This window comes from Bradyrhizobium sp. RP6 (genome assembly GCF_003837805.1).
In the GTDB taxonomy this organism is placed as follows: domain Bacteria; phylum Pseudomonadota; class Alphaproteobacteria; order Rhizobiales; family Xanthobacteraceae; genus Bradyrhizobium.
The window spans coordinates 41,377-65,871 of sequence record NZ_RQIT01000012.1 but is presented as its reverse complement, the minus strand read 5'-3'; the positions used below and the strand labels follow the sequence as shown (position 1 = coordinate 65,871).

At 64.9% G+C, this 24,495-nt stretch carries 24 protein-coding genes; 14 read left to right on the top strand and 10 right to left on the bottom strand.

All coding sequences use genetic code 11. The features are described from left to right. The first annotated feature begins 32 nt into the window (after positions 1-32). The 10 genes from EHH60_RS21600 to EHH60_RS21555 all read left to right on the top strand — a co-directional run bounded on the left by EHH60_RS21600 (position 33) and on the right by EHH60_RS21555 (position 11,020). Positions 33-875 carry an IclR family transcriptional regulator gene (locus tag EHH60_RS21600; protein WP_199751719.1) on the top strand — a complete coding sequence of 281 codons (843 nt, stop codon included), beginning with the start codon at positions 33-35 and terminating at the stop codon, positions 873-875. 107 nt (positions 876-982) lie between these two features. Then, a complete protein-coding gene (locus tag EHH60_RS21595; RefSeq protein WP_124161458.1) occupies positions 983-1,951 on the top strand; it encodes a Bug family tripartite tricarboxylate transporter substrate binding protein in 969 nt (322 codons plus the stop codon). Next, entirely contained in the window at positions 1,948-2,433 is a 486-nt protein-coding gene (locus EHH60_RS21590; protein ID WP_124161457.1) for a tripartite tricarboxylate transporter TctB family protein, read from the top strand. The genes EHH60_RS21595 and EHH60_RS21590 overlap by 4 nt, the downstream gene beginning before the upstream one ends. Next, complete coding sequence (locus EHH60_RS21585) at positions 2,433-3,932, top strand: tripartite tricarboxylate transporter permease (RefSeq protein ID WP_124161456.1); 1,500 nt, start codon at positions 2,433-2,435, stop codon at positions 3,930-3,932. The genes EHH60_RS21590 and EHH60_RS21585 overlap by 1 nt, the downstream gene beginning before the upstream one ends. 53 nt (positions 3,933-3,985) lie before the next feature. Continuing rightward, the gene (locus EHH60_RS21580) at positions 3,986-4,786 is read left to right on the top strand and encodes an NYN domain-containing protein (RefSeq protein WP_124161455.1); all 801 of its coding nucleotides are present in this window, start codon (positions 3,986-3,988) and stop codon (positions 4,784-4,786) included. Between the two features lie 83 nt (positions 4,787-4,869). Continuing rightward, entirely contained in the window at positions 4,870-6,672 is a 1,803-nt protein-coding gene (locus tag EHH60_RS21575) for an adenine deaminase (RefSeq protein ID WP_124161454.1), read from the top strand. 153 nt (positions 6,673-6,825) lie between these two features. After that, entirely contained in the window at positions 6,826-8,616 is a 1,791-nt protein-coding gene (gene gcl, locus EHH60_RS21570) for a glyoxylate carboligase (protein WP_124161453.1), read from the top strand. 11 nt (positions 8,617-8,627) lie between these two features. Beyond that, positions 8,628-9,413, top strand: coding sequence for a hydroxypyruvate isomerase (gene hyi / locus EHH60_RS21565; protein ID WP_124161452.1), 786 nt, complete (start codon positions 8,628-8,630; stop codon positions 9,411-9,413). A 185-nt stretch (positions 9,414-9,598) separates the two neighbouring features. Further along, entirely contained in the window at positions 9,599-10,522 is a 924-nt protein-coding gene (locus EHH60_RS21560) for a 2-hydroxy-3-oxopropionate reductase (RefSeq protein WP_124161451.1), read from the top strand. Positions 10,523-10,636: 114 nt separating this feature from the next. Then, positions 10,637-11,020 carry a DUF1236 domain-containing protein gene (locus EHH60_RS21555; protein WP_124161450.1) on the top strand — a complete coding sequence of 128 codons (384 nt, stop codon included), beginning with the start codon at positions 10,637-10,639 and terminating at the stop codon, positions 11,018-11,020. 41 nt (positions 11,021-11,061) lie between these two features. Here EHH60_RS21555 and EHH60_RS21550 read toward each other — a convergent pair whose 3' ends face one another. The 3 genes from EHH60_RS21550 to EHH60_RS21540 form a co-directional block, all read right to left on the bottom strand. Further along, complete coding sequence (locus EHH60_RS21550) at positions 11,062-11,439, bottom strand: VanZ family protein (RefSeq protein WP_124161449.1); 378 nt, start codon at positions 11,437-11,439, stop codon at positions 11,062-11,064. A gap of 76 nt (positions 11,440-11,515) precedes the next feature. Beyond that, positions 11,516-12,112 carry a thiamine pyrophosphate-dependent enzyme gene (locus EHH60_RS21545; protein WP_199751716.1) on the bottom strand — a complete coding sequence of 199 codons (597 nt, stop codon included), beginning with the start codon at positions 12,110-12,112 and terminating at the stop codon, positions 11,516-11,518. A gap of 8 nt (positions 12,113-12,120) precedes the next feature. Continuing rightward, positions 12,121-12,687: a thiamine pyrophosphate-binding protein gene (locus tag EHH60_RS21540; RefSeq protein WP_124161447.1), complete on the bottom strand. Its 567-nt coding sequence runs from the start codon at positions 12,685-12,687 to the stop codon at positions 12,121-12,123. 244 nt (positions 12,688-12,931) lie between these two features. Here EHH60_RS21540 and EHH60_RS21535 point away from each other — a divergent pair, with 244 nt between their 5' ends. Further along, on the top strand, positions 12,932-13,981 hold the full coding sequence (locus EHH60_RS21535; RefSeq protein ID WP_124161446.1) for a hydroxyacid dehydrogenase: 1,050 nt from the start codon (positions 12,932-12,934) through the stop codon (positions 13,979-13,981). Positions 13,982-14,096: 115 nt separating this feature from the next. Further along, positions 14,097-14,537, top strand: coding sequence for a flagellar basal body rod protein FlgC (locus EHH60_RS21530; protein WP_124161445.1), 441 nt, complete (start codon positions 14,097-14,099; stop codon positions 14,535-14,537). 36 nt (positions 14,538-14,573) lie between these two features. Here the strand turns inward: EHH60_RS21530 and EHH60_RS21525 are convergent, their stop codons facing one another. After that, a complete protein-coding gene (locus tag EHH60_RS21525; RefSeq protein ID WP_124161444.1) occupies positions 14,574-15,515 on the bottom strand; it encodes an ornithine cyclodeaminase family protein in 942 nt (313 codons plus the stop codon). A 165-nt stretch (positions 15,516-15,680) separates the two neighbouring features. Here EHH60_RS21525 and EHH60_RS21520 point away from each other — a divergent pair, with 165 nt between their 5' ends. Then, the gene (locus tag EHH60_RS21520) at positions 15,681-15,893 is read left to right on the top strand and encodes a hypothetical protein (RefSeq protein WP_124161443.1); all 213 of its coding nucleotides are present in this window, start codon (positions 15,681-15,683) and stop codon (positions 15,891-15,893) included. Between the two features lie 3 nt (positions 15,894-15,896). On the opposite strand, the gene EHH60_RS21515 is transcribed toward EHH60_RS21520, so the two are convergent. The 6 genes from EHH60_RS21515 to EHH60_RS21490 form a co-directional block, all read right to left on the bottom strand. Beyond that, a complete protein-coding gene (locus tag EHH60_RS21515; RefSeq protein WP_199751714.1) occupies positions 15,897-16,415 on the bottom strand; it encodes a GNAT family N-acetyltransferase in 519 nt (172 codons plus the stop codon). Positions 16,416-16,421: 6 nt separating this feature from the next. Then, positions 16,422-18,779, bottom strand: a complete 2,358-nt coding sequence (locus EHH60_RS21510) for an Orn/Lys/Arg family decarboxylase (protein WP_124161441.1) — start codon at positions 18,777-18,779, stop codon at positions 16,422-16,424. A gap of 100 nt (positions 18,780-18,879) precedes the next feature. Then, complete coding sequence (locus EHH60_RS21505) at positions 18,880-21,078, bottom strand: xanthine dehydrogenase family protein molybdopterin-binding subunit (protein WP_124161440.1); 2,199 nt, start codon at positions 21,076-21,078, stop codon at positions 18,880-18,882. A 7-nt stretch (positions 21,079-21,085) separates the two neighbouring features. Further along, on the bottom strand, positions 21,086-22,102 hold the full coding sequence (locus tag EHH60_RS21500; RefSeq protein WP_124161439.1) for an FAD binding domain-containing protein: 1,017 nt from the start codon (positions 22,100-22,102) through the stop codon (positions 21,086-21,088). Continuing rightward, complete coding sequence (locus EHH60_RS21495; RefSeq protein WP_124161438.1) at positions 22,099-22,584, bottom strand: (2Fe-2S)-binding protein; 486 nt, start codon at positions 22,582-22,584, stop codon at positions 22,099-22,101. Before EHH60_RS21495 ends, EHH60_RS21500 begins: the two co-directional genes overlap by 4 nt. A gap of 139 nt (positions 22,585-22,723) precedes the next feature. Beyond that, the gene (locus EHH60_RS21490; protein ID WP_197965164.1) at positions 22,724-23,203 is read right to left on the bottom strand and encodes an Lrp/AsnC family transcriptional regulator; all 480 of its coding nucleotides are present in this window, start codon (positions 23,201-23,203) and stop codon (positions 22,724-22,726) included. Positions 23,204-23,347: 144 nt separating this feature from the next. Between EHH60_RS21490 and ald the strand changes: the two genes are divergently transcribed. Then, positions 23,348-24,463 carry an alanine dehydrogenase gene (gene ald / locus EHH60_RS21485; RefSeq protein WP_124161564.1) on the top strand — a complete coding sequence of 372 codons (1,116 nt, stop codon included), beginning with the start codon at positions 23,348-23,350 and terminating at the stop codon, positions 24,461-24,463. Positions 24,464-24,495: the final 32 nt, after the last annotated feature.

Below are 24,495 nucleotides of genomic sequence, written 5' to 3'. Positions count from 1 at the left end.
CGGGATGACGAATTCCAAAGCGGCAGGTCGCGATGAGCAAGAACGTGATCCGGCGCAAATCGCTTGAGCCCAAATCGGTCGCGGAAGCCGATCACGAGGGCCGCGACGGTGGCGTGCAGTCCGTTGACCGCGCGCTGTCGATCATCGAGACGCTGGCGGAGGACGACGAAGGCTATCGCCTCAGCGATCTCGCGATCCGCACCGGCCTGTCGGCGTCCACCGTGCACCGACTGCTCGCAACGCTCGAGAGCCGTCGTTTCGTGCAGTTCGACCGTGCCGAATCCAAATGGCATGTCGGCGTGCGCAGCTTCACCGTCGGCGCAAGCTTCGCGCGGCGGCGCAATTTCTCCGCGCAGGCGATCCCTTATTTGCGCAAGCTGCGCGATCTCACCCGCGAGACGGCCAATCTCGCCGTCGTCGACGACGAGTTCATCATCGTGCTGACCCGCATGGAAAGCCGCGAGATCATGCGCTCGCTGACCAAGGTCGGCGGCCGCGTTCCCATGGTGACCTCCGGCGTCGGAAAGGCCGTGCTCGCGACCTATTCGGACGAGGACGTTGGCGCCGTCATCCGCCATCACGGCATGCCTCGCCTGACCGAGAAGTCGATCGTTCGGCCGAGCGACCTGTTCAAGGAACTCGAAAAGATCCGCAAGCAGGGCTACGCCCTCGATGATGAAGAGGCCTGCATGGGCCTGCGCTGCGTTGCGGCGGTCGTCTACAACGATTGCGCCGAGCCGCTCGCGGCGATTTCAGTCTCCGGCATGACCGGCCGGCTGACCGATCAGCGGTTGCCGGAGATCGGGCAAATCGTCGGGGCTGTCGCTGCCGAACTGACGGCCGCGCTCGGCGGGGTGATTCCGTCGCCCCGCTGACCAAAAAAGCCTTGGGGGATGTCACTGGACAGCCTCGGTCGTTTTGGCTGATATGCGACCAAACGACACAATGCGGCAAACGTCCGCATGAGCCTGGAGATGCCCCCATGTTCCGATTTCCCGTGCGCCTTGTCGGCGCGGCCGTCGCGCTGACCCTGGCGGCAGCCAATCCGGCCCTCGCCCAGCAGCTCGAGCTGAAGCTGATGGCACCGGCCGCGCCCGGCGGGGGCTGGGACCAGACGGCCCGCTCGATGCAGCAGGCGCTGGTGGCTTCGGGCGTCGCGCGCAGCGTGCAGGTCACCAACGTTCCCGGTGCCGGCGGCAGCGTCGGCATCGCGCAGTTCGTCAATGGCGCCAAGGGCGACGGCAACCAGATGATGGTCAACGGCTTCGTCATGGTGGGCGCGCTCGCCATGAACAAGTCGCCGGTGACGCTGGAGCAGGTGACGCCGATTGCCCGCCTCACCGAGGAGATCCAGGTGATCGTGGTTCCCGCGAATTCGCCGATCAAGAATGCGCAGGATCTCGCCGCCGCGGTGAAGGCCGATATCGCCAAGGTCACCTTCGCCGGCGGGTCGGCCGGCGGTGTGGACCATGTGATGGCAGCGCTGTTCGCCGACGCCGTCGGTGCCGATGCGAAGAAGATCAACTACATCCCGTTCTCCGGCGGGGGCGAGTCGCTGGCTGCGATCCTCGGCGGCAAGGTCACCGCGGGCATTTCGGGGCTGAGCGAATATGAAGGGCAGATCAAGTCCGGCAAGCTGCGCGCGATCGGGGTGACCTCGGAGAAGCGCATCGCCGGCAGCGACATCCCCACCTTCAAGGAGCAAGGCATCGACCTCGTGATTGCCAATTGGCGCTCGGTGGTCGCGCCTCCCGGCATCACGCCGGAGCAGCGCAAGACCTTGAGCGATGCGGTCGAGAAGATGGTGAAGTCCGACGCCTGGAAGGAGATCCTCAAGCAGAAGGGCTGGGAGGACGCTTATCTCGGCGGCGACGCTTTCGCCGACTTCCTGAAGAAGGAAACGGTGCGGGTGACCGACGTGCTGAAATCGGTCGGCCTCGTCAAATCATGAGCTCCGGCGATCCTGCGCGGCCGCCGCGGCGCGTCGACCGCGCCGGCCTCGTTATCGCTGCGTTGCTCGCAGGTCTCGCCGCGGTGCTGGTCTGGGATGCGCGCGGCCTGCAATCTGCCGCGATGTACGGGATGGGGCCCGAGGCGATGCCGGTTGTGGTCGCCTCCGGTCTTGCGTTGCTCGCGATCGGCAATTTCATCGACGCGCTACGCGGCAACCTGCCGGCGCGCGAGAGCGCCGATCCCGTGCCGGTGGTCTTGATCCTCATTGGTCTTGCGCTGCTGATTGCGATCATTGGCTTCGGCGGCGGCTTCATCCTGGCGACGTCCGCGCTGTTCGTGACGACGTCGGCCGCGTTCGGGCGCCGCGCCATCCTGGTCGACAGCATCATCGCCCTCGTGATGTCGACCTTCATCTATCTCGCGTTCGACCGCCTGTTGACGCTGAGCCTTCCGGCCGGACCCTTGGAGCGACTGCTGTGATGGACACTTTTGCCGCGCTGGCCCACGGCATGGCGGTCGCCGTCCAGCCGATGAACCTGCTTTATGCGCTGATCGGCGTGTTCCTCGGCACGGCCGTCGGGGTGCTGCCCGGCATCGGCCCGGCCCTGACGGTCGCGCTGCTGCTGCCGGTGACCTACAAGCTCGATCCCGGCGGCTCGCTGATCATGTTCGCCGGCATCTATTATGGCGGCATGTACGGGGGCTCGACCACTGCGATCCTGATCAACACGCCGGGCGAGAGCGCCTCGATGGCGACTGCGCTCGAAGGCAACAAGATGGCCAAGGCCGGCCGTGGCGGGCCGGCGCTTGCGACCTCCGCGATCGGCTCTTTTGTCGCCGGCACCATTGCCACCATCGGACTCGCGTTCCTTGCGCCGTGGCTGGTCGATTTCGCCGTGCGCTTTGGCCCTGAGGATTACTTCGCGCTGATGTGCGTTGCCTTCGTCACGGTGTCGGCGACCTTCGGAGATTCGCCGGTTCGTGGCCTGACCAGCCTGTTCATCGGCCTGACGCTCGGCCTCGTCGGCATCGACAAGCTGACCGGCCAGGCGCGGCTTGCGTTCGGCATCCCCGAGCTGCTCGACGGCGTCGAGGTGACGACGCTCGCGGTCGGCTTGTTCGCGGTCGGCGAGGCACTGTATGTTGCATCGCGCCGCCACCATACCGAGGAGAAGCTCGAGCCGGTGCGCGGCTCGCTGTGGATGACGAAAGAAGACTGGAAGCGATCGTGGAAACCGTGGCTGCGCGGCACCATGTTCGGCTTTCCAATCGGCGCGCTGCCGGCGGGCGGCGCCGAGATCCCGACCTTCCTGTCCTATTCGACCGAGAAGCGCCTGACCAAACACCCCGAAGAATTCGGCAAGGGCGCGATCGAAGGTGTGGCGGGACCGGAAGCGGCCAACAATGCCTCTGCGGCCGGCACGCTGGTGCCGCTGCTCACGCTCGGGCTGCCGACCTCGGCGACCGCCGCGATGATGCTGGCGGGTTTTCAGCAATACGGCCTCAATCCGGGACCGCTGCTGTTCGCCGAGCGGCCCGATCTGGTGTGGGGTCTGATCGCGAGCCTCTTCATCGCCAACTGCATGCTGCTGGTGCTCAACCTGCCGCTGGTCGGATTGTGGGTGCGCCTTCTCGCGATCCCGCAGCCCTGGCTCTATGCCGGCATCCTCGTCTTCGCGACCATGGGCACCATCGCCGCCAAGCCGTCGGTCGTGGAATTATCGATGCTGGCCGGCTTCGGGGTGCTCGGCTTTTTGATGCGCCGGTTCGATTTTCCGATCGCTCCCGTGGTCGTCGGCCTGATCCTCGGCCCGATCGCGGAAAGCCAGTTGCGCCGCGCACTCGCGATCAGCCTCGGCGATCCCATGACGCTGGTCCAAAGCCCGATCTCGGCGACCCTGCTGGCGGTGGCGTTGATCGCGCTGCTGGCGCCCTTCGTGATGAAGGGGCTCGGGCGGTTCAAGGCGAACGAGGATTAGCCGCTAAGACGCACGCACGTTCTAATGCTGCGTCCATCCCGTGGAGAAATGCCATGCCGTCCGAACTTCGCTCGCCGCGTCTGGCCGTCCTGATCGACGCCGACAATGCCTCGGCCAAGATCGCGGATGGACTGTTCGAGGAGATTGCCAAGATCGGCGAGGCCAGCGTCCGACGCATCTACGGCGACTTCTCCAATGCGCGTTCCAGAGGCTGGGCCGACATTCTGTCGAAGCACGCCATCATCCCGCAGCAGCAATTCGCTTATACGACGGGAAAGAATGCGTCCGACATAACCCTGGTCATCGATGCGATGGACCTGCTTCACAGCGGCCGGTTCGACGGCTTCTGCCTGGTGTCTTCCGACAGCGACTTCACCCGTCTCGCCGCCCGCATCCGGGAGCAGGGAGTCGATGTCTTCGGGTTCGGTGAGCAGAAGACGCCGGAAAGCTTCAGGCAGGCCTGCCGGAGATTCGTCTACACCGAGAACCTGCTTGCCGGCACGGCGACCGCCCAGGACGCCGCCGCGAGGTCGGCGCCGCTTCAGCCCCCTGACGCAGCCATCCCCATGATCAAGAAAGTCATTGCCCAGATGGAAAGCGAAGATGGTTGGGTTTCTCTCGGGGAAGTCGGAAAAGGGCTCACCAACCTCGCCCCCGATTTCGATTCGAGAACCTACGGCTCCCGCAAGCTGAGCGATCTCGTGCGAAAGACAAATTCCTTCGAAATCGATGAATCCAACGGCCGGGCAATGCGCATACGGGTCAAGCCCACTGCCGCACCATCGCCAAGACGGCGGAGCCAGCGCAGACCTGCAAGGTCGGGGACGGCAGGCGGTTCGGCGCCTGGGGCCTAAGCAGGGTGCTGCTATATTTGCGCTTGCCCTGCTCCGCGCGGGGCGTAACCATCGCTTGGCCGTAACGCAGCGCGAGGGTCATCATGACGAAACTTACCCGCTTCGCCGTCGCACCGCTGCATGCGATGACCCGGTGCCTCGCCGACGTCGCTTCGGCGCGTGTCGCGCCGGATCTCGTCGTCACGGGAGCCCGGGTGCTCTCGACCTATTCGGAGCGCATCCATCCAGGCCGCGAGGTCTGGATAACTGGCGGGCGTATTGCCGCGGTGAAGCCAGCCGGCACGGCGAAGAAGGTCTGGAACGGCGTGCCGCTCTATGATGCGGCCGGCGGCATCATCGCGCCGGGGCTGGTCGATCCGCACATCCACATCGAATCCTCGATGGTGACGGCCTGTGCCTACGCGGAAGCTGCGCTGCTCAACGGAACCACCACGATCTTCTGCGACAGCCACGAGATCGGCAACGTCATGGACGTCGCCGGCGTCGAGGCGATGCTGGAGGACGCGCGCGAGGCGCCGCTCTCGATCTTCCTGACGGTGCCGAGCACGGTGCCGGCAACATCCGCGGAACTGGAAACCGCTGGCGGCGACCTCACGCCGGACAAGATCGCGGCCCTGTTCGATCGCTGGCCGGAGGCGGTGGCGCTTGGCGAGAAGATGGATTTCGTGCCGGTCACGATGGGCGACGAGCGCAGCCATGCCATTCTCGCCGCGGCCCTGAAGCGTGGCCGTCCGGTGTCCGGTCATGTCTATGGCCGCGAGTTCGTCGCCGCCTATGCGGCAAGCGGCATCACCGATACCCACGAGGCGATCGACCGCGACATCGCCGATGACCTGCTCGATGCCGGCGTCTGGGTGTTCTTGCGTGGCGGCCCACCGACGACGCCCTGGCATTCGCTGCCGCAGGCGATCCGGACGATTACCGAACTCGGGGCCTCGCACAAGCGCACGGCCGTCTGCACGGACGACCGTGACGCCGACGATCTCCTGCTGTTCGGTCTCGACTGGGTGGTGAGGGAAGCCGTGAAGGCAGGGATGTCGCCCGAGCAGGCCTGGTCGATGGGCTCGCTGCATGGCGCGACGCGCTTCGGCATGGAAGGCGATATCGGCGGGCTCGGCGGCGGCCGCCGCGCCGACCTCGTGCTGATGGACGATCAGCTCAAGCCGCAATGCACCTGGTATGGTGGCGAGCTCGTGGTCGAGCACGGCAAGGTCACCCCGCGTCTCGATCAGGCGCTGTCGAAGCGATATCAATATCCCAAGGCAGCCTATGCGACCGTCAAGCTGCCGCAGACGATGAAGCTGACGCCCGAATTGCCCGCCAAGGCATGCACCGTCAACGCCATCAAGACCGCGCTGCCCGGTATCACGCTGATCCACGAGAAAGTGGCGATCGAACCCGCAAGAGACTGGTCGTCGCTGTTCGCGCGCTACGGCCTGTGCTTCGTCGCGGTGGTCGAGCGTCATGGCAGATCCGCCGGCAACGTTGCCCATGGCCTTCTGAAGGATTTCGGCCTGAAGCGCGGCGCGGTCGCCTCCAGCGTCGGTCACGACAGCCACAACATCATCGTCGCGGGCACCAACGAGGACGACATGCAGGTCGCCATCGCTGCGATCAAAGAGCGGCAAGGCGGCGTCTGCGTCGTGGCCGACGGCAGGGTGAAGGCGCTGGTTCCGCTGCCGATCGCAGGACTCCTGTCCGACAAGCGCGTCGGCGAAGTGGCGGAAGAGGTGAAGGTGCTGAAGAAAGAATGGGCCGAGGCCGGCTGCACCATCCCCTACATGGGCTTCAATTTGATTCCGCTATCGGTCATTCCGGAAATTCGCATCACCGATAAGGGCCTCGTGCTGGTGCCGCAGATGGAGCTGGCGCCGCTGTTCGAGTGACGCGGCTTTCACGCATATCTCGATCTAACTGATTGAGAGCGCCGTGATTTTTTTGCGGTTGCCGCATCGTGGAAAATAAAACCGATCTCGTTGAGATCGTATCTTGCTCGCCTGATGATCGCGCTCGCTGACGCAACTGAAGCGAGGTCCGATATGGCGAAGATGCGAGCTGTCGATGCGGCCGTGCGAATCCTGGAGAAGGAGGGCATCTCGACCGCCTTTGGTGTTCCCGGTGCTGCGATCAATCCGCTCTATTCGGCGCTGAAGAAGCGCGGCTCGATCCGCCACATCCTGGCGCGCCATGTCGAGGGCGCTTCGCACATGGCCGAGGGCTATACGCGCGCGAAGGCCGGCAACCTCGGGGTCTGCATTGGAACCTCTGGGCCGGCAGGCACCGACATGATCACCGGGCTTTATTCTGCGATCGCCGATTCCATCCCGATCCTCTGCATCACGGGTCAGGCGCCACGGGCGCGGCTCTACAAAGAGGATTTCCAGGCCGTCGACATCGAGTCGATCGCCAAACCCGTGACGAAGTGGGCGGTCACCGTGCGCGAGCCGGCACTGGTGCCGCGCGTATTCAGCCAAGCCTTCCATGTGATGCGCTCGGGCCGGCCGGGGCCGGTCCTGATCGACATGCCGCTCGACGTGCAACTCGCCGAGATCGAGTTCGACGACGAGACCTATGAGCCGCTGCCGCTCTACAAGCCCACTGCAACGCGCAAGCAGATCGAGAAGGCACTGGAGATGCTCAACGCGGCCGAGCGGCCGCTGATCGTCGCCGGCGGCGGCATCATCAATGCCGATGCCTCGGATCTGCTGGTCGAGTTTGCCGAGACTGCCAACGTGCCCGTTGTCCCGACGCTGATGGGGTGGGGCGCGATCCCGGACGACCACGTGCTGATGGCCGGCATGGTCGGGCTTCAGACCAGCCACCGCTACGGCAACGCCACGCTGCTGGAATCCGATTTCGTGCTCGGCATCGGCAACCGCTGGGCCAACCGCCACACCGGCTCGGTTGAGACCTACACCAAGGGCCGTACCTTCGTGCATGTCGACATCGAGCCGACGCAGATCGGGCGCGTGTTCAATCCCGATCTCGGCATCGTCTCGGACGCGAAGGCCGCGCTCGAGCTGTTCGTCACCATCGCCAGGGAGTGGCGGCGGTCAGGCAGGCTCCGCGAGCGCCAGGCGTGGCCCGCTGCCTGCCGCGACCGCAAGAGGACGATGCTGCGCAAGAGCCATTTCGACGACGTTCCGATCAAGCCACAGCGCGTCTACGAGGAGATGACCAAGGCCTTTGGCCGGGACACCTGCTACGTCACCGTGATCGGCCTGTCGCAGATCGCCGGCGCGCAGTTCCTCGGCGTTTACAAGCCGCGCAACTGGATCAATGCCGGGCAGGCGGGGCCGCTCGGCTGGACCTTGCCCGCAGCGCTCGGCGTGCGCGCCGCGTGCCCGGATCGCGACATCGTTGCGCTCTCCGGCGACTACGACTTCCAGTTCCTGATCGAGGAGCTCGCGGTCGGCGCGCAGTTCAATCTGCCCTACATCCACGTCGTCGTGAACAATTCCTATCTCGGCCTGATCCGCCAGGCCCAGCGCGGCTTCGAGATGGACTATCAGGTCCAGCTCTCCTTCGAGAACATCAACGCGCCCGAAATCGGTGTCTACGGCGTCGACCACGTTGCGGTCGCCGAAGGGCTCGGCTGCAAGGCGATCCGCGTCACCGATCCGAAGGACGCGCAGGCTGCGTTCGTGACCGCGCGCGAATTGATGGCCAGGCATCGCGTGCCCGTGGTGGTCGAGTTCATCCTCGAACGCGTCACCAACATCGCGATGGGCACCGAGATCGACAACATCGTCGAGTTCGAGGAGGTGCTGAACCTTCCGCTCGACGAGGTCGAGCAGGCGCGCCCGGGCGTGCTGCAGCCGGCGGAATAGGGGAGGACATCATGCCGAAGTTTGCCGCCAACCTCACCATGCTCTTCAACGAGATGCCGTTCCTCGACCGCTTCGCTGCTGCGAAAGCAGCGGGCTTTGCCGGGGTCGAATATCTCTTTCCCTATGATTTCGACAAGGCGCAGCTGCGCGAGCGGCTCGAGGCACATGGCCTGACGCAGGTGCTGCACAATCTCCCCGCAGGCAACTGGGCGGCGGGCGAGCGCGGCATCGCCATCCTGCCCGATCGCACCAGCGAGTTCCGCGACGGCGTGTTTCGCGCCATCGACTATGCCAAGGCGCTCGATTGCGAGCAGCTCAACTGTCTCGTCGGCATCGCACCTGCTGGTGCCGATCCGCGCGAGCTCCAGGAAACGCTTGTGGGAAATCTGCGCTTCGCCGCCGCGACGCTGGCGCGGGAGAACATCAAGCTGCTGGTCGAACCGATCAACACGCTGGACATTCCCGGCTTCTTCCTCAACGGCACCGAGCAGGCGGTGCAGCTGGTCTCGGACGTCCGGTCGAACAACCTCTTCATCCAGTACGACATCTATCACATGCAGATCATGGAAGGCGATCTCGCTCGCACCATCCAGGAATATCTGCCTGAGATCGCCCACGTCCAGCTCGCCGATAATCCCGGCCGTCATGAGCCCGGCACCGGCGAGATCAACTATCCCTTCCTGTTCCGCCATCTCGACGCGATCGGCTATCGCGGCTGGATCGGCTGCGAATACAAGCCGCGCACAACGACGCTGGAAGGCCTCTCGTGGCACGCGGCGCAGACCTTTGAGACCTGAGATTTAGGGCCAGATGCGGCCCCGCGATGAAGGTGCGCTCCCTCTCCCGCTTGCGGGAGAGGGTTGGGGAGAGGGTGTCTCCGCGATGAGATCCTTCCGGAGAAAATCCCAACGCGGAGAGAACCCTCACCCGGCGCTCTGCGCCGACCTCTCCCGCAAGTGGGAGAGGTGCACTGAATGCGTGGATGAAGTTTGCTACACCAACCGTGAGAAATCAAACTATGACCAATATCGGTTTCATCGGACTTGGGACCATGGGACGGCCGATGGCCGGCCATCTCCTGGCCGCGGGCCATCGCGTTTTCCTGCATGACGTTGGGCCCGTGGCGCCGGAACTGATCGCGGCCGGCGGCATTCCCTGCAACTCCGGCAAGCAGGTCGCGGAGCAGGCGGATGCCGTCATCGTCATGGTGCCGGATACGCCGCATGTGGAAGCCGTGCTGTTCGGCAAGGACGGGGTGGCGAGCGGCATCTCCAAGGGCAAGATCGTGGTCGACATGAGCTCGATCTCGCCGCTGGCGACGAAAGAGTTTGCGAAGAAGATCGAGGCGCTCAGCGCCGATTATCTCGACGCGCCGGTGTCGGGCGGGGAGGTCGGAGCGAAAGCTACGAGCCTCACCATCATGGTCGGCGGGCCGGAGCGGGCTTTTGGCACCATGAAGCCGGTCTTCGACAAGATGGGCAAGAATGTCACGCATGTCGGTGCCAATGGCGACGGGCAGACGACGAAGGTCGCCAACCAGATCATCGTCGCACTGACGATCGAGGCCGTGAGCGAAGCGCTTCTGTTCGCATCCAAGGCCGGCGCGGACCCTGCGCTGGTGCGCAAGGCGCTGATGGGCGGCTTCGCCTCCTCGCGCATCCTCGAAGTCCACGGCGAGCGCATGGTGAAGCGTAATTTCGATCCGGGCTTCCGCATCGAGCTGCACCAGAAGGATCTCAACCTCGCGCTCGAAGGTGCGCGTGCGCTCGGGCTCTCGCTGCCGAGCACGGCGGTGGCACAGCAATTGTTCTCGTCCTGCACCGCGCATGGCGGCAAGGCGTGGGATCATTCGGCGATGGTGCGAGCGCTGGAACTAATGGCGGGGCACGAGATCGCCGCATCATGATGTGTTACGGCGTAACAGTCTCTGGATCTGGGCGCTTCTTTGGCCCCACGGAACCGGAACAATGCTCCAGCCCCGCGGTTGAAGGCGCAGGACAATCACTGGAGACATAAGCACATGAAAACCCGTCTTGCGATTACGTTCGCTGCCGTCTCGCTGCTGGCGTCGAGCGCGGCCTTCGCCCAGTCAACAACCGCCCAGGGCGCCGCGGATGGCGCGCGCGCAGGCGGCGACATTGGTGGCCCGATCGGCGCGATGGTCGGCGGCACCGTTGGTGCGGCTGTCGGCGCCGGTCTCGAAATTCCGAATGCCGTGCTGGGCGGGATCCCGCGTGACGATTCCGTGGTGATTCACGAGCGTGTCGTGGTTGGCGAGCCGCTTCCCCCGACCGTGGTGTTGCGGCCCGTGCCGAACTACACCGAGTATCGCTATGCGGTCGTGAACGATCGCCGCGTGATCGTCGAGCCGCGCACCCGCCGCGTCGTCAAGATCATCGACTGATCGGCCGCAACCCTGTGCGCCGAATTGGGCCCTGCGGAATGTCACTCCGCGGGGCCTTCGCTTGTCAGGGCAGCGCTGGTACGGAAGCGCGCGAGCAGCCAATCGGTCGCGGCGGCGAGCGCAAAGCCCAGGCAGGCGGTGGCGGCATCGACCAGAAAATCCTCCAGCCGCGCATGGCGGCCGGGTGCCCAAAATTGCAGCAGCTCGAGCACGCCAATCAGCACGACCGCGGCGGCTGCGATCAGCAGACGTCGTCGCCGATAGGCGAGGCCGAACGCCAGTCCCACCAGGACGAAGGCGAGCGCATGTTCGCCGTCCTGGCTTAGGTCGGAATGGGGCCGCAGGCCGGGGGGACCCAGGGTTGCGAAAGTGACGGCGGCCGCGAGCAGCCAGGCAACGCTACGAATGAAAAAGGACATCCGGACCGCTTAGCACGGATTTGGCGGGGTTGTCGCGAGGTCGGTATCAGATCGCCGTGTAGTTAATGACAAAATGTCATAACGGCTCGCGCACGCCGAGGCCGTGCATGAAGCGCTCCCGAATCTGCACGGGGTCGCGGCGGGTGGTGCCCACGCCCGGCTTGTCGTCGATCCGGACGGCGATCAGGCGCGGCTCGGCTCCGGCCATCGCATCGTCGACCAGCCGCTCGAAATCCTCCTCGTCCGCGGCCCAGGCGCTGTTGGCGAGGCCGGAGCCGATGGCGATGGCGACGATGTCGGCGACATCAGCTGCCGGTGTCGGCTGCGCGCCGGTAATTTGATAGACGCCGTTGTCCATGACGATCATCGTCAGGTTCTGCGGCTTCAGGGCCGCAATGGTCGACAGCGCGCCGAGCTGCATCAGCAGCGAGCCGTCGCCTTCGAGTGCGAAGACGCGGCGACCGGGCTGCGCCAGCGCCACGCCGAGCGCGATCGGAAAGGCGAGCCCCATGCTGCCCAGCATGTAGAAATTCTGCGGGCGGTGGCCGGCGGCCCAGAGATCGAAATTGGTGTTGCCGATGCCGCCGATGACGGCTTCCTCGTGCCTGAGTTTTGCGACGAGGCGCGAGGTGACGTCGAAGCGGTTCATGACCTTGGTGTTGCGCGTGTTCATGGTGGCGCTCACTTGTCGAACACCTTGCCGCCCGTGAGCAGCGGGTTGAGGATCAGCGCCACCGGGGCCTGCGTGGTGACGGCCTGCTTGATCGAGCGGTCCGTGATGAAGCCGAGCTCGTCCAGGCGGGTGATCGTGTGGTGCTCCAGCGCCAGTGAATCGAGCACCGGGCGCATGGTGCGGCAGACCAGCGACTGGCCGTAGTTGAACTCGCCGAGCGTGCCGCGCTCGGACACGAACATGATCAGCGGGATCTGGTAGGGCACCGCGAGCGAGGCCAGCACGTTGGCCAGCGTGGCAAAGCCGGAGGTCTGCATCAGCACCGCGCCGCGTCGTCCGCCCATCCAGGCGCCCGAGACGATGCCGACCGCCTCCTCCTCGCGGGCGGTGGCAAAGGTGGTGAAGAAGGGGTCGGCGTGCAGGTTCTTGATCAGCGGTGTCAGAACGCGGTCGGGCACGTAAGGGACGAGGCTGATCTCGTTCCGCTTCAACGTTTGCAGGACAATGCCGTGCCAGCTCCTCTCGCTGGAGCCTAGAGCCGCCTGGGGCGAGGTCTGTTGTTCCGCAATCGCCATTGCGTTCTCCCTTCAGCCGCGCATGCTTCTTGGTTCTGGCCGTTGCGGCGGTCCGCCGAACTTGACGCAGGCAGAGGGATTGTCAACATGTCCGCGCCGGTACCGTGATCTGCGCCAGACGGCCTGCCGTGGCCGGCACCGCCATGTCATAAATGCGGCAACGAAAAAGCAGGAGGAGGCACCGGAGGCAGCGCGTCGCGCCGACCTTGCCGAGCTCCCTCGCGAACGAGCCGGAAGGGTCCTGATGTCCGTCAACAACAAGCGCGTCTTCTACGTCAAATACCTAGCCAATCCGATCTATATCGACATTCTGAAGGCGCGGCCCGACGTCCGGCTCGATCGCATCGAGAACGAGAGCCCCGAAGACTTCTATGCGCCGATCCTGAGCGCGGCCCATGTCTACCAGATCGGTGCGGCCCGCGACGAGCTGGCGCCGCATTTCCACGTCGATGCCGCCTTTCTGAAGCGGACGCCGGAACTGCTGCTGGTCTCCAGCAATGGCGCCGGCTTCGACCCTGTCGACGTCGAGGCCTGCACGGAGGCGGGGGTGCTGGTCGTCAACCAGTCCGGCGGCAACGCCCATTCGGTTGCCGAGCATGCGCTGGCGATGATGTTGACCCTATCCAAGCGCATCATCCAGTCGGATCGCCGCCTACGTCGCGAGCGCGACGTCAACCGCAACGAACTCGTCGGCAACGAGGTCGAGGGCAAGACCGTCGGCATCGTCGGCCTCGGCAATGTCGGCCGGCGCATCGCCGCCCTGTGCAAGGGCTTGCTTGGCATGACGGTGCTGGCCTACGACCCGTATTTGTCGGCCGAGGTGATGGCGGAGCGGGGCGGGCAGAAGGTCGAGCTCGACGAACTCCTGCGCCGCGCCGATTTCGTCTCGATCTCCTGCCCGCTGGACAAGGGCAGCCGCAACATGATCAGCGTGCGTGAATTCGCGCTGATGCAGCCGCATGCCTATTTTATCACCACGGCGCGCGGTTTCATCCACGACGAGGACGCGTTGCTTCAGGCACTGCGCGACAAGCGCATTGCGGGTGCCGGCCTCGACGTCTGGTCCAAGGAGCCGCCGCCGCCGGAGCATCCGCTGCTCCAGTTCGATAACGTGCTGGCGAGCCCGCACACGGCGGGCGTCACCATCGAGGCGCGGCAGAACATGGGCCGCATCGCCGCCGAACAGGTGCTGGATGTGCTGGACGGCAAGCGCCCGCCGCGCATCATCAATCCCGAGGTCTGGCCGCACTATGCCGAACGCTTCACACAGGCTTTTGGCGTGAAGCCGGGGTAGGGCGCGCGAAGGCTATTGCGCGCCAGCCATTGGTTACCGCGAGGGAAATACAGAGGGGCGCATCTTATCGATGGCGTGAAGGAACGCGTATGACCTGTCCTGTAGATCAGGGAGCATGAGCATACTTTCGATTGCGACATCCGGACTTTCTGCGGCGAGTCTGCGCGTGAACGTGGCCGCGAGCAATATCGCCAACATCAGAACGACCGGCCCGCTACCCGCGTCAGGCGGATCGAGCGCATCGGCCGGTGCGGGCATTGCTCCAACGTTTCCTGCAGCCTACGTGCCGTTGCGAGTAGATCAGGTCTCCCAGTCGAGTGGTTCGACGCCGGGCGGTACGGTTGCGACCGTATCGACGGTGTCGCCGAGCTATGCCGCGCAATCCGACCCGAGCGCTCCCTTCGCAAACCAGGACGGCCTGGTCGCAGCGCCGAATGTCGATCTTGCTAGCGAATTCGCTCAGCTGGTGACCGCAAAGTACAGCTTCGTTGCCAATGCGAAGGTCATTCAGGCCTACGCCGAGACGGAAGACACGCTCCTCGACATCAAGGCGTGAGGGCTGACGTCGGCCGTGTCTCGTCAGCCTGGGCCACTACCCCAGCTTTGCGCCAAGCTGCTGGAACACGGCCTCACAGGTCATGAGGTCGAGATGGCCGCCGCCCGCGTTCTTGAAGAACGTGATGTCGGACGGTGACGTTCGCCCCAGCACAAGGCCGCCGGCGAGGTCGTAGAGGTCGCCGAGGACATCCGCCTCGCTGATCACGCCGCTTGCGATCGGCTGCAGGATGTCGCCGACCCCATGGAAGGCGGATTCCCGTCGGTCCACGAAGATGCGGGAGCGCTTGGCCGCCTCGTCATCGGCCTCCCGGGTTTGCGGCGTGTAGCCGCCGACGAGGTCCAGATGCGTGCCCGGCCGCAGATTGCGGCCCTTGATCAGCGGCTGATGCGCGCGGGTGCAGGTGGTGATGACATCGGCCTCGCGCGTCGCAGCGTCGAGATCCGTGATTGCTTCCGCCTTGACGCCGACCTTCGCCAAGTGCTGAGCGAGATCCACGCCCCGGTCCGGGCTGCGATTCCAGATCAGCACGCGCTCCAGTGACGGCCGCACGGTGCGATGACCCCGGATCAGCCATTCGGACATCTCGCCGGCCCCGACGCAGAGCAGCGTCTCGGGATTGGGCGGGGCGAGCAGTTTCGTGGCCAGCGCGGAGTCGGCTGCGGTGCGCCAATGCGTGATCTCGGTGCCGTCCATCGCCGCCAGCGGCCGCCCATTGGTGCCGTCGAACAGCACGCACACGGCCTGCACCGCGGGCATCCTGCCTTCGGCCAGATTGGCCGGAAAGCTGGTGAACATCTTGCTGGCCATGTATCGGCCGGGATCGACGGCGCTGCGGATGACGTATTGCCCCCTCTCGTCTCCAAGGAAGGCGTCCAGCACCTCCATCTTCGGCCGGCGATGCGCCTCTTCGAGCGCCGCAATCAGGATCGGAAAGGTCAGAACTTTCGTGACTTCGGTATCGGAGACAAAGTGCAAGGCTAATTCCCTATTGGCGACCGGCATTTGCCCATAAACCCGCGCGGCAGGTTCCGCAACGAATCTTCCGTCGGGTCTCGACAAGCCTTGATCCGCGTCAAAATCTCCTTCCCCTATCCGGCGTAAATGGGATTAGAGTACCGCCGGGGCAGTTGGGAGGTCCCAATGTCAACCTATGTCGTCAAGTTCATGAAGGACGTGCTCGGCGAGTACGGCCGGCAGAGCGAGGTCTGCCAGGGTACGCTCGAGATCGACGCGGCCGACGAGGATGAGGCCAAGGAGCGGGCGAAAGCAAGATTCTGCAAGGACCAGGCATTGCATGACTGGTCGCTGCATGCCGACCGCATCCATGTGAGACCGGCTGACTTTCCGTCGTAAGGCCTACCGGCCCCGCGCCATGATGGGCGGAGGTGTTGTCGTCCCTGCGCCGAGCGATCGTTGCACCATCACGGTGTCGGACCAGCGGCCGTGGCGATAGGCGACGCCGTGGAGCAGGCCGGCGCGCGCGAAGCCGAATTTTTCGTGCAGCACGAGCGAGGGCGCGTTGTCGGCATCGATATAGCCGATCATCTGGCGGAAGCCGGCCGCCGCGCAGGCGTCGATCAATTCCTGGAGCAATAGCCGTCCAACCCCGCGGCCGAGATGCGCGTGGTGGACGTAGATCGAGTGCTTGGCCGTGTATCGATAGGCCGGGCGCTTGCGGAACAGCACGGCATAGGCATAGCCGACGACCTCGCCGCGATAGGTCGCCACAAGATGCGGCAGGCGGGTCTGCTTCAGGTTCTTGCGCCGGTCGCGCAGATCGTCCGGCTCCGGCGCGCCGGTGCCCTCGACATCGCTTTCGCGTGACGGCCTGACCAGGACGGGTTCATCACTCGCGCGCGCGGCTGTCTCGTTCATCGGCACCTACTCGGCAACGACGTATGTGTAGAGCCCGATGCGCCCGTGAGCATCGACCTCCTTGTAGACGCCCTGGATTTCGACGTCGAAGCCCGGGAAGGTGTTGAAGCAGGTCTCGAACATCTTGAGATAATCGATCATGGGTTTGGCCCGCTCCGTCAGCCGCTCGCCGGGCACGATGGTAGCGATGCCGGGCGGATAGACCACGAAGGGCGTGGTGGCGATGCGGCCGGCGATCGCCTCGATCGGCAGGTAGTCGACATCGTTGCGGAACAGATAGCGCGCGGCATCGCGGGGCGACATCGCAATCTCGGGCATGTGCTCGGGCATGAACTGCCTCGCCTGGAGTGCGCTGACGTCGGCGGCGCGGAAGAAGCGGTGCATCTCGCCGCAGAGATCGCGCAGGCGCACGCCTTCGTAGCGCGCCCGGCGCCGCTGATGGAATTCCGGAATCGCGTCGGCCAGCAGCGCATTGTCGTCATGCAGCCTCTTGAACGCGACGAGGCCGGAGATCAGCGTGCCGGCCTTGCTCGCCTCGACGCCGGGGGTGAGCAGGAAGAGCAGGGAGTTCAGGTCGTTCTTCTCCGGGACGATGCGGTTCTCGCGCAGGTACTGCGCGACGACCGGTGCGGGGATGCCGTGCTCGGCATAGGCGCCGGTCGCACGATCGAATCCGGGTGTGAGCAAGGTCAGCTTGTTCGGATCGGTCATGGCAAAGCCTTCCGCGAGATCGGGAAAGCCGTGCCAGTTGGTGTCCGGAGAGAGCTGCCACAGCGCGGGATTGGTGGCGAGCTCGTCGGTGGAGAGCGTCTCCCAGGCGACGTTGTGGACGGCGCCGGGGCGGCTGACATCGGGAATGGCGACCCGATCGGGAACGAAGGGCTCGAAGAACCAGCGCCGCTCCGGATTTTGCTCCTTCTCCTCGAACTCCCGGCGCATCGCCCGGATCTTCTTGCGCAGCTCGATGCCGAGCCGGATCGTGTCGTCCCACAGCACTTCGCCGGAGCGACCCTTCATCATCTGCGCGCCGACGTCGAGCGAGGCGAACAGCGGATAGAAGGGGGACGTCGATGCGTGCTGCATGAAGCTTTCGTTGAAGCGGCGGTGCTCGACGCGCCGCTTCTGGCCGCGGATGTGACGATCCTTGATGTGGATCTGCGAGGCCTGCGAGAAGCTCGCCAGCTGCTTGTGAGTCGACTGCGTTGCGATGATGCCGGGGGCCTCGGGAGGGAGATTGGCCAGGCCCATGGCGAAGCGGCCCACATAGAGCGGATGGAACTTCATGAAGCCGGCCCAGGCCTCGTCGAACAGGATGTATTCGCAGAGATGGCCGATGCGCTTCAGGATCATCTCGGCGCTGTGGATCGAGCCGTCATAGGTGCACTGCTCGACCACGGCGACGCGGAACGGACGCTCCTTGCGCCAGGCGTCGCGGTCCCCGACCAGCGGATGGTTGCGGATGGCCTCGCGCAGGGCCTTCTCATCGAGCCTGTCCCAGCGCATCGGGCCGATCAGGCCCCAGGCATTGCGGACGGTCGGGACGTAGACGGGGACGCCGCCACTGATCATCAGAGCGCCGTGATGGGCGGCCTTGTGGTTGTTGCGGTCGAACAGCACGAGGTCACCGTCGGTGACGAGGGCGCCGAGCGCGACCTTGTTCGACGTCGAGGTGCCGTTGAGCACGAAATAGGTCTTTTCGGCGCCGAAGATCTGGGCCGCTTCCTTTTGCGCCTTCAGCGCCGGACCTTCATGGGTGAGCAGGTCGCCGAGATCGAGCACGGAATTATCGAGGTCGTCGCGGAATACGGATTCGCCAAGATGCTCGACGAACACGCGCCCGATCGGGCTGCGGTTGTAGAACACGCCGCCATTGTGGCCCGGACAGGTCCAGAGCTGGTTTCCTTCCTCGGCATAGTCGACCAGCGCGCCGAAGAACGGCGTCTTCAGCGTCTCGGCATATTGCTTGAGACGGCTGATCAGGTTCTTGGCGATGAAGGGCGGCGTCTCCTCGGACAGGAAGACATAGCCGTCGATGAAATCGAGCACCTCGACCGGCAGATCCTCGAACCGCTTGCGACGGATCAGGAGGATGATCGGGAAGTCGAGGCCGCGGCGGCGCATCAGATTGATCAGCGCCGAGGTCTTGCCCTCCAGCCCCTTTTTGCCCCAGTCCACCACCATGCAGCCGATCGCGGCGTCGGTCTGCACTGCCATCTCGGCATCCTCCAGCTTGCGCGCCCGGACCACCTCGAAGCCGGAGCGTTGGATCTCCTCGATGATCTGGTTGAAGCGGACGCCTTCGAGATCGTCGGCGTCGAACACGGGGGCGGCGAACAGGAAGTTGAAGCGCTTGAAATAGTCCATGTCGGATCCCGAAATGTGGCGGAGACACAGCTCTCGGCACATTCGATGACAGCTGGATGACAGGAGCCGAGAACGCGGGGCGGTTCGAGTACCTGCGGCTTCAGTCCAGCAGCTTGTCCAACGTGATCGGGAAGCGGCGGATGCGCTTGCCGGTGGCATGGTAGACGGCGTTCGCAATCGCCGCAGGCACGCCGACGATGCCGATTTCGCCGAGACCCTTGATACCCATCCTGTTGATCCGGCTGTCGGGCTCATCAACGAAAATGACGTCTATGTCGTGAATGTCGGCGTTCACGGGAATGTGGTACTCGGCGATGTTCGCATTCATGATGCGGCCGAAGCGGTGATCCATCACTGTCTCCTCGTGCAGCGCCATTCCGATCCCCCAGACCACGCTGCCCATGATCTGACTGCGGCCCGTCTTGGTGTTCAGGATGCGCCCTGCCGCGACTGCACTCACGACCCGCGTGACGCGGATGACACCCAGCTCTTCATCGACCTTCACCTCTGCGAAAACCGCCGAATGCGTGTTGCGCGCATGCGATTTGTCCTCCGCGAACTGGTTGAGCTTCTCCTTTTCGATCCGCTCGAGCTTGCTGTGGCGCATGACATCCGCAATCGAGACGGCAGCCCCGTTCTTGCCCTCGCTGGCGATCATCCCGTCGATCAGGAGCACGTCGGCGGCGTCGTTAGCAAGCGGCGAGCCCGGTATGGCCTTTGCAAGACGTGCGAGCTCCTGGCGAATGTCTTCGGCCGCTCCCAGCACGGCATGCGCGCTGGACGCCGCCATCCAGGAGCCGCCCTCGACGGGGGCTTGCGGCAAGGTCGAATCGGCGAGCCTGACGCTGATGTTCTCGATCGGCAGCCCGAGAGCATCGGCCGCGACTTGCGCCACAATGGTGTACGTGCCGGTGCCGATATCGGACGCGGCGCAGGAGACCTCGGCATGGCCGTTGGCCGTCAGGACGATGCGGACGGCGACCGGCATCTGCAGCGCTTCCCACACCCCTGTCGCCATGCCCCAGCCGACCAGTTCCTTGCCGTCGCGCATGGAGCGCGGCGCGGGATTGCGCCGGGCCCAGCCGAAGGCTTCCGCGCCGCGCGCGTAGCATTCGCGCAACTGCTTGCTGGTGTAGGGGAGGCCTTCGCTCTGATCGCGATCCGAGTAGCACTTCAGGCGCAGTTCGACCGGATCGAGCTTCAGCGCGACGGCCAGTTCGTCCATGGCGCACTCGAGCGCGCAGACGCCCGAAGCCGCGCCCGGCGCGCGCATGTCGCAGGGCGTCGAGACGTCGAGGTCGATCAGCTTGTGGGAAGAGTGGCTGTTCGGGCTCTTGTAAAGCTGCTCGGCCCAGCCGGTGTCATTGCGTGAAAAATCCTCGTAGCGTGAGGTAACGGCAATGGCTTCGTGGCTGACGGCATCAAGCGTGCCGTCGGGCCCTGCCCCGAGCGCGACATGCTCGATGGTCATCGGGCGATAGCCCAGCCCATACATCTGCCGCCGTGTCAGCACGACGCGGACGGAGCGCTTGAGTGCGAGGGCGGCCAGCGTCGCCAGCACAACCTGGTATTGCGGTCGCAGGCCGGAGCCGAATGCGCCGCCGACATAGGGCGAAAGCACGCGGATCTCCTCCGGCTTCTTGTCGAACACACCGCAGAGGAACTTTTGAACGTTCTGGACGCCTTGGGTCTTGTCGTAGACCGTGAGCTTGCCGTCGCCTTCCCAGACCGTCGTCGTCGCATAGAGCTCCATCGGATTGTGATGCTCGGTCGGAACGAGGTAGTCCGCCTCGTGCCGCAGGGTGGCGGCCGCAAGTGCTGCTTTGGCGTCGCCGCGGGGCTTGTGCGGCTTATCCATCTCACGGGCACTGCCGCGCCCGGCCTCGAGATCGGTTGCGAAGCCATCCTGCTCGTAGTCGATCCGCACCAGCGTTGCGGCGAACTTCGCGGTCTCCCATTCTTCGGCAACAACGAGAGCAATCGGCTGCCCGTTGAACTTGATCAAGTCGTCATATAGCGGCCGGAACGGCGAACCCTCCGGGGCCACCTCGTCCTTCCAAGCCTCGTCCTTGTCGGCGAGGGAAGGACGATTGGCGTGCGTGAGCACGTCGAGCACTCCGGCCACCTTCAGCGCCTCGCTGGTGTCGAGCCGCACGATACGACCGCGCGGTATGGTGGCCTCCACCACGAAACCATGGACCAGGCCCTCAGCGCTGAACTCGCCGGCATATTTCGCGGCTCCAGTGACCTTGGCCCGGCCGTCGACGCGCGACGTTGGTGTTCCGACATAGGCGTTCATCGGGCCCTCATGCGATCTTCTTGCGAGCTTGGGATTGCGGTGTGGTGCTTGTGGCCTGGATCAGCGCCCGCACGACCGCTCGGCGCGCGAGCTCGATCTTGAATCCGTTGTGCGAGCGAGCGGTTGCTCCCTGCAGCAGCAGGTCGGCGGCGCGCCCGAAATGATCAGGTGTTGCCGCCTGGCCGCGCAATGCCGCTTCGGCTTCGGGGGTTCGCCACGGCTTGTGAGCCACGCCTCCAAGCGCAAGGCGGGCTTCGCTGATCGCGTTACCCTCCAGCTCGACCGCGGCTGCGACCGAGACCAGGGCGAAGGCGTAGGACAGCCGGTCGCGGATCTTCAGATACCTGTAGTTCCGCGCAAAACGCTGCGGCGGCAGCTCGATTGCGGTGATGATCTCGCCGCTGCCGAGATTCGTATCGAGGTGAGGCTTGTCGTCAGGAAGCCGATGGAAATCCGTCAGCGCGATGGTACGCTTGCCGGTGCGGCCTGCAATGTGGACGAGCGCACCGAGTGCCGCCAGCGCCACGCTCATGTCGGAGGGATTGGTCGCGATGCAGGACGTGCTGGTGCCGAGGATTGCATGGTTCCGGTTGAGGCCATCGAGGGCCGAGCAACCCATACCGGGACTTCGCTTGTTGCAAGGCGTGGTCGTGTCATAGAAGTAGGCGCAGCGCGTTCGTTGCATCAGGTTGCCGCCGACCGAGGCCATGTTGCGCAGTTGGGCGGAGGCGCCGGCCAGAATGGCGCTGGCAAGCAGAGGATAGCGCTGCTCGATCAGCGGATGGTAGGCGAGGTCGGAATTGGGCACCAAGGCGCCGATGCGCAGACCGCCGTCGGCAGTCTCCTCGATGTCGCGGAGCGGCAGGCGGGAAATGTCGATCAGCCGGGAGGGCCGTTCGACGTTCTCCTTCATCAGGTCGATCAGGTTGGTGCCGCCGGCGATCAACTTCGCGCCGGGATCGGCGTCGAGCAGGCGGAGGGCGTCGGCGACTTCGCTCGCGCGGGAATACTGGAAGTTGTTCATGACCGGCTCATTGCCTGCTCGATCGCAGCCACGATGTTGGGATAGGCGCCGCAGCGGCAGAGATTTCCGCTCATCAGCTCCCGGATTTCGTCGGCATCCCGCGCACGACCTTCGGCCAGCAGGCCGGCCGCCGAGCAAATCTGACCCGGCGTGCAATAGCCGCACTGAAAGGCGTCATGGTCGATGAAGGCCTGTTGCAGGGGATGCAGCGCGCCGTCCTTGGCAAGGCCTTCGATCGTCGTGATCTCGGCGCCATCCTTCATGACGGCGAGGGTCAGGCAGGAATTGACCCGTCTTCCGTTGACCAGCACGGTGCAGGCGCCGCATTGGCCGTGATCGCAGCCTTTCTTGGTGCCGGTCAACTCCAGGCGGTCTCGCAGCGCATCCAGAAGCGTGGTCCACGGCGTGAGCTCGAGCGCGCGCCTTTCGCCATTGACGACAAGGTTGATCGGAATGCGTTCGGGGATCGTAATGTCGGCCATCTTCTATTCCCTGCGGAAGGGGCCGAGCTGGGCAGATTGGGAAGTGACGCGAGAATGCGTTGCCGCCGCTGGCCGATAGCGCCCAACGGATGACGGCTTGCTTGGTTCCCGACCGATTCCTTCGGTCGGACAGACGAGGTCAGCGCTTCGTCTCGCCGAACACTACGGTCGGCACCGCGCGGTTGACGATCTCGCGTAGCGCGAAGCTCGATTGCACCCGCGCGACGCGGGGCAGGCGGGACAGCTCGGTACGGTGGATGCGCTCGAAATCCTGGATGTCGCGGGCGAGCACGATCAGGATGTAGTCGTCGGTGCCCGACATCAGGAAGCAGCGCACGACCGAGGGGCATTTCACCACCTCCGCCTCGAAAGCCTTCAGCGCATCGTCGCTCTGGCTCTCCAATGCGATGCGAACCAGCACAGTGGTGGTGAGGCCGAACTGGGCGAGGTCGAGCGCGGCCTGGTAGGCCTGGATGTAGCCGTCATCCTCCAGCGCCTTCTGCCGCCGCGCCAGCGCCGTGCTCGACAAGCCGATCTTGTTGGCAAGCTCGGTGTGGCTGGCTCGCGCATTGGTCGTGAGTTCCGCGAGGATCGCGAGGTCTTTCCGGTCGAGGGCCAAGGTTTGGTTTCCAGCGTGAAAGGGCACTTTTGCGCCGGAAACCGGCGCGCGCGTGCCGAACCTAGCGGATATTTGCCCGAAACCAAACGGGCGCCGTCGCTACGATGAATGAGCGGAATCAGTGTGTTGGCAAAGGACCTCGGGATGCGCGTCGGTGTGCCCAAGGAGATCAAGGTGCAGGAATATCGCGTCGGGCTCACCCCGGGCGCCGTCCGCGAGTATGTCGCCGCCGGGCACCAGGTGACGGTCGAGACCGGCGCCGGAAGTGGCATCGGCGCGTCCGACGAGGTGTATCGGCGGGCAGGGGCGTCCATTGCCGAGACCGCCCGCGAGATCTTCGCCAGGTCCGAGATGATCGTGAAGGTCAAGGAGCCGCAGAAGAGCGAATGGACTCAGCTCCGCGAAAGTCAGATCCTGTTCACTTATCTTCATCTTGCGCCGGATCCGGAGCAGGCCAAGGGCCTGATCGACTCCGGCTGCACGGCGATCGCCTATGAAACCGTCACGGACGCGAGCGGTCACCTCCCGCTGCTCGCGCCGATGAGCGAAGTCGCCGGCCGCCTCGCCATCGAGGCCGCCGGCGCCGCGCTCAAGCGCTCCGCCGGCGGCCGCGGCTTGCTCCTGGGCGGCGTGCCGGGCGTGCAGCCGGCGCGCGTCGTCGTGCTCGGTGGCGGGGTGGTCGGAACCCAGGCTGCGCGCATGGCGGCCGGCCTCGGTGCGGAAGTCACCGTGATCGACCGCTCGATTCCGCGCTTGCGCCAACTGGACGATCTCTTTGCCGGACGCATACGCACGCGGTTCTCGACCATCGAGTCGGTCGAGGACGAGGTGTTCGCCGCCGACGTCGTGATCGGTGCAGTGCTGGTGCCGGGCGCCAGTGCGCCCAAGCTCGTCACGCGCGCCATGCTGAAATCGATGCGGCCAGAGGCCGTGCTGGTCGACGTCGCGATCGACCAAGGCGGTTGCTTCGAGACCTCTCATCCGACCACGCACGCCGAGCCAACCTACGAGGTCGACGGCGTTGTGCATTATTGCGTCGCCAACATGCCGGGCGCGGTGCCGGTGACCTCAAGTCAGGCCCTGAACAATGCGACGCTGCCGTTCGGACTGATGCTCGCGAACAAGGGGTTTGCGGCGGTGCTGGAGAACCCGCATTTGCGTAACGGCCTGAACGTGCATCGCGGCCGGATCACGAACAAGGCGGTGGCAGAGAGCCTCGGAATGGAGTTCGCCCCGGTGGAGAGCGGGCTTGCGGCTTAAGGGCCTTCCGTCATTCACAGTCAGTGCTGACA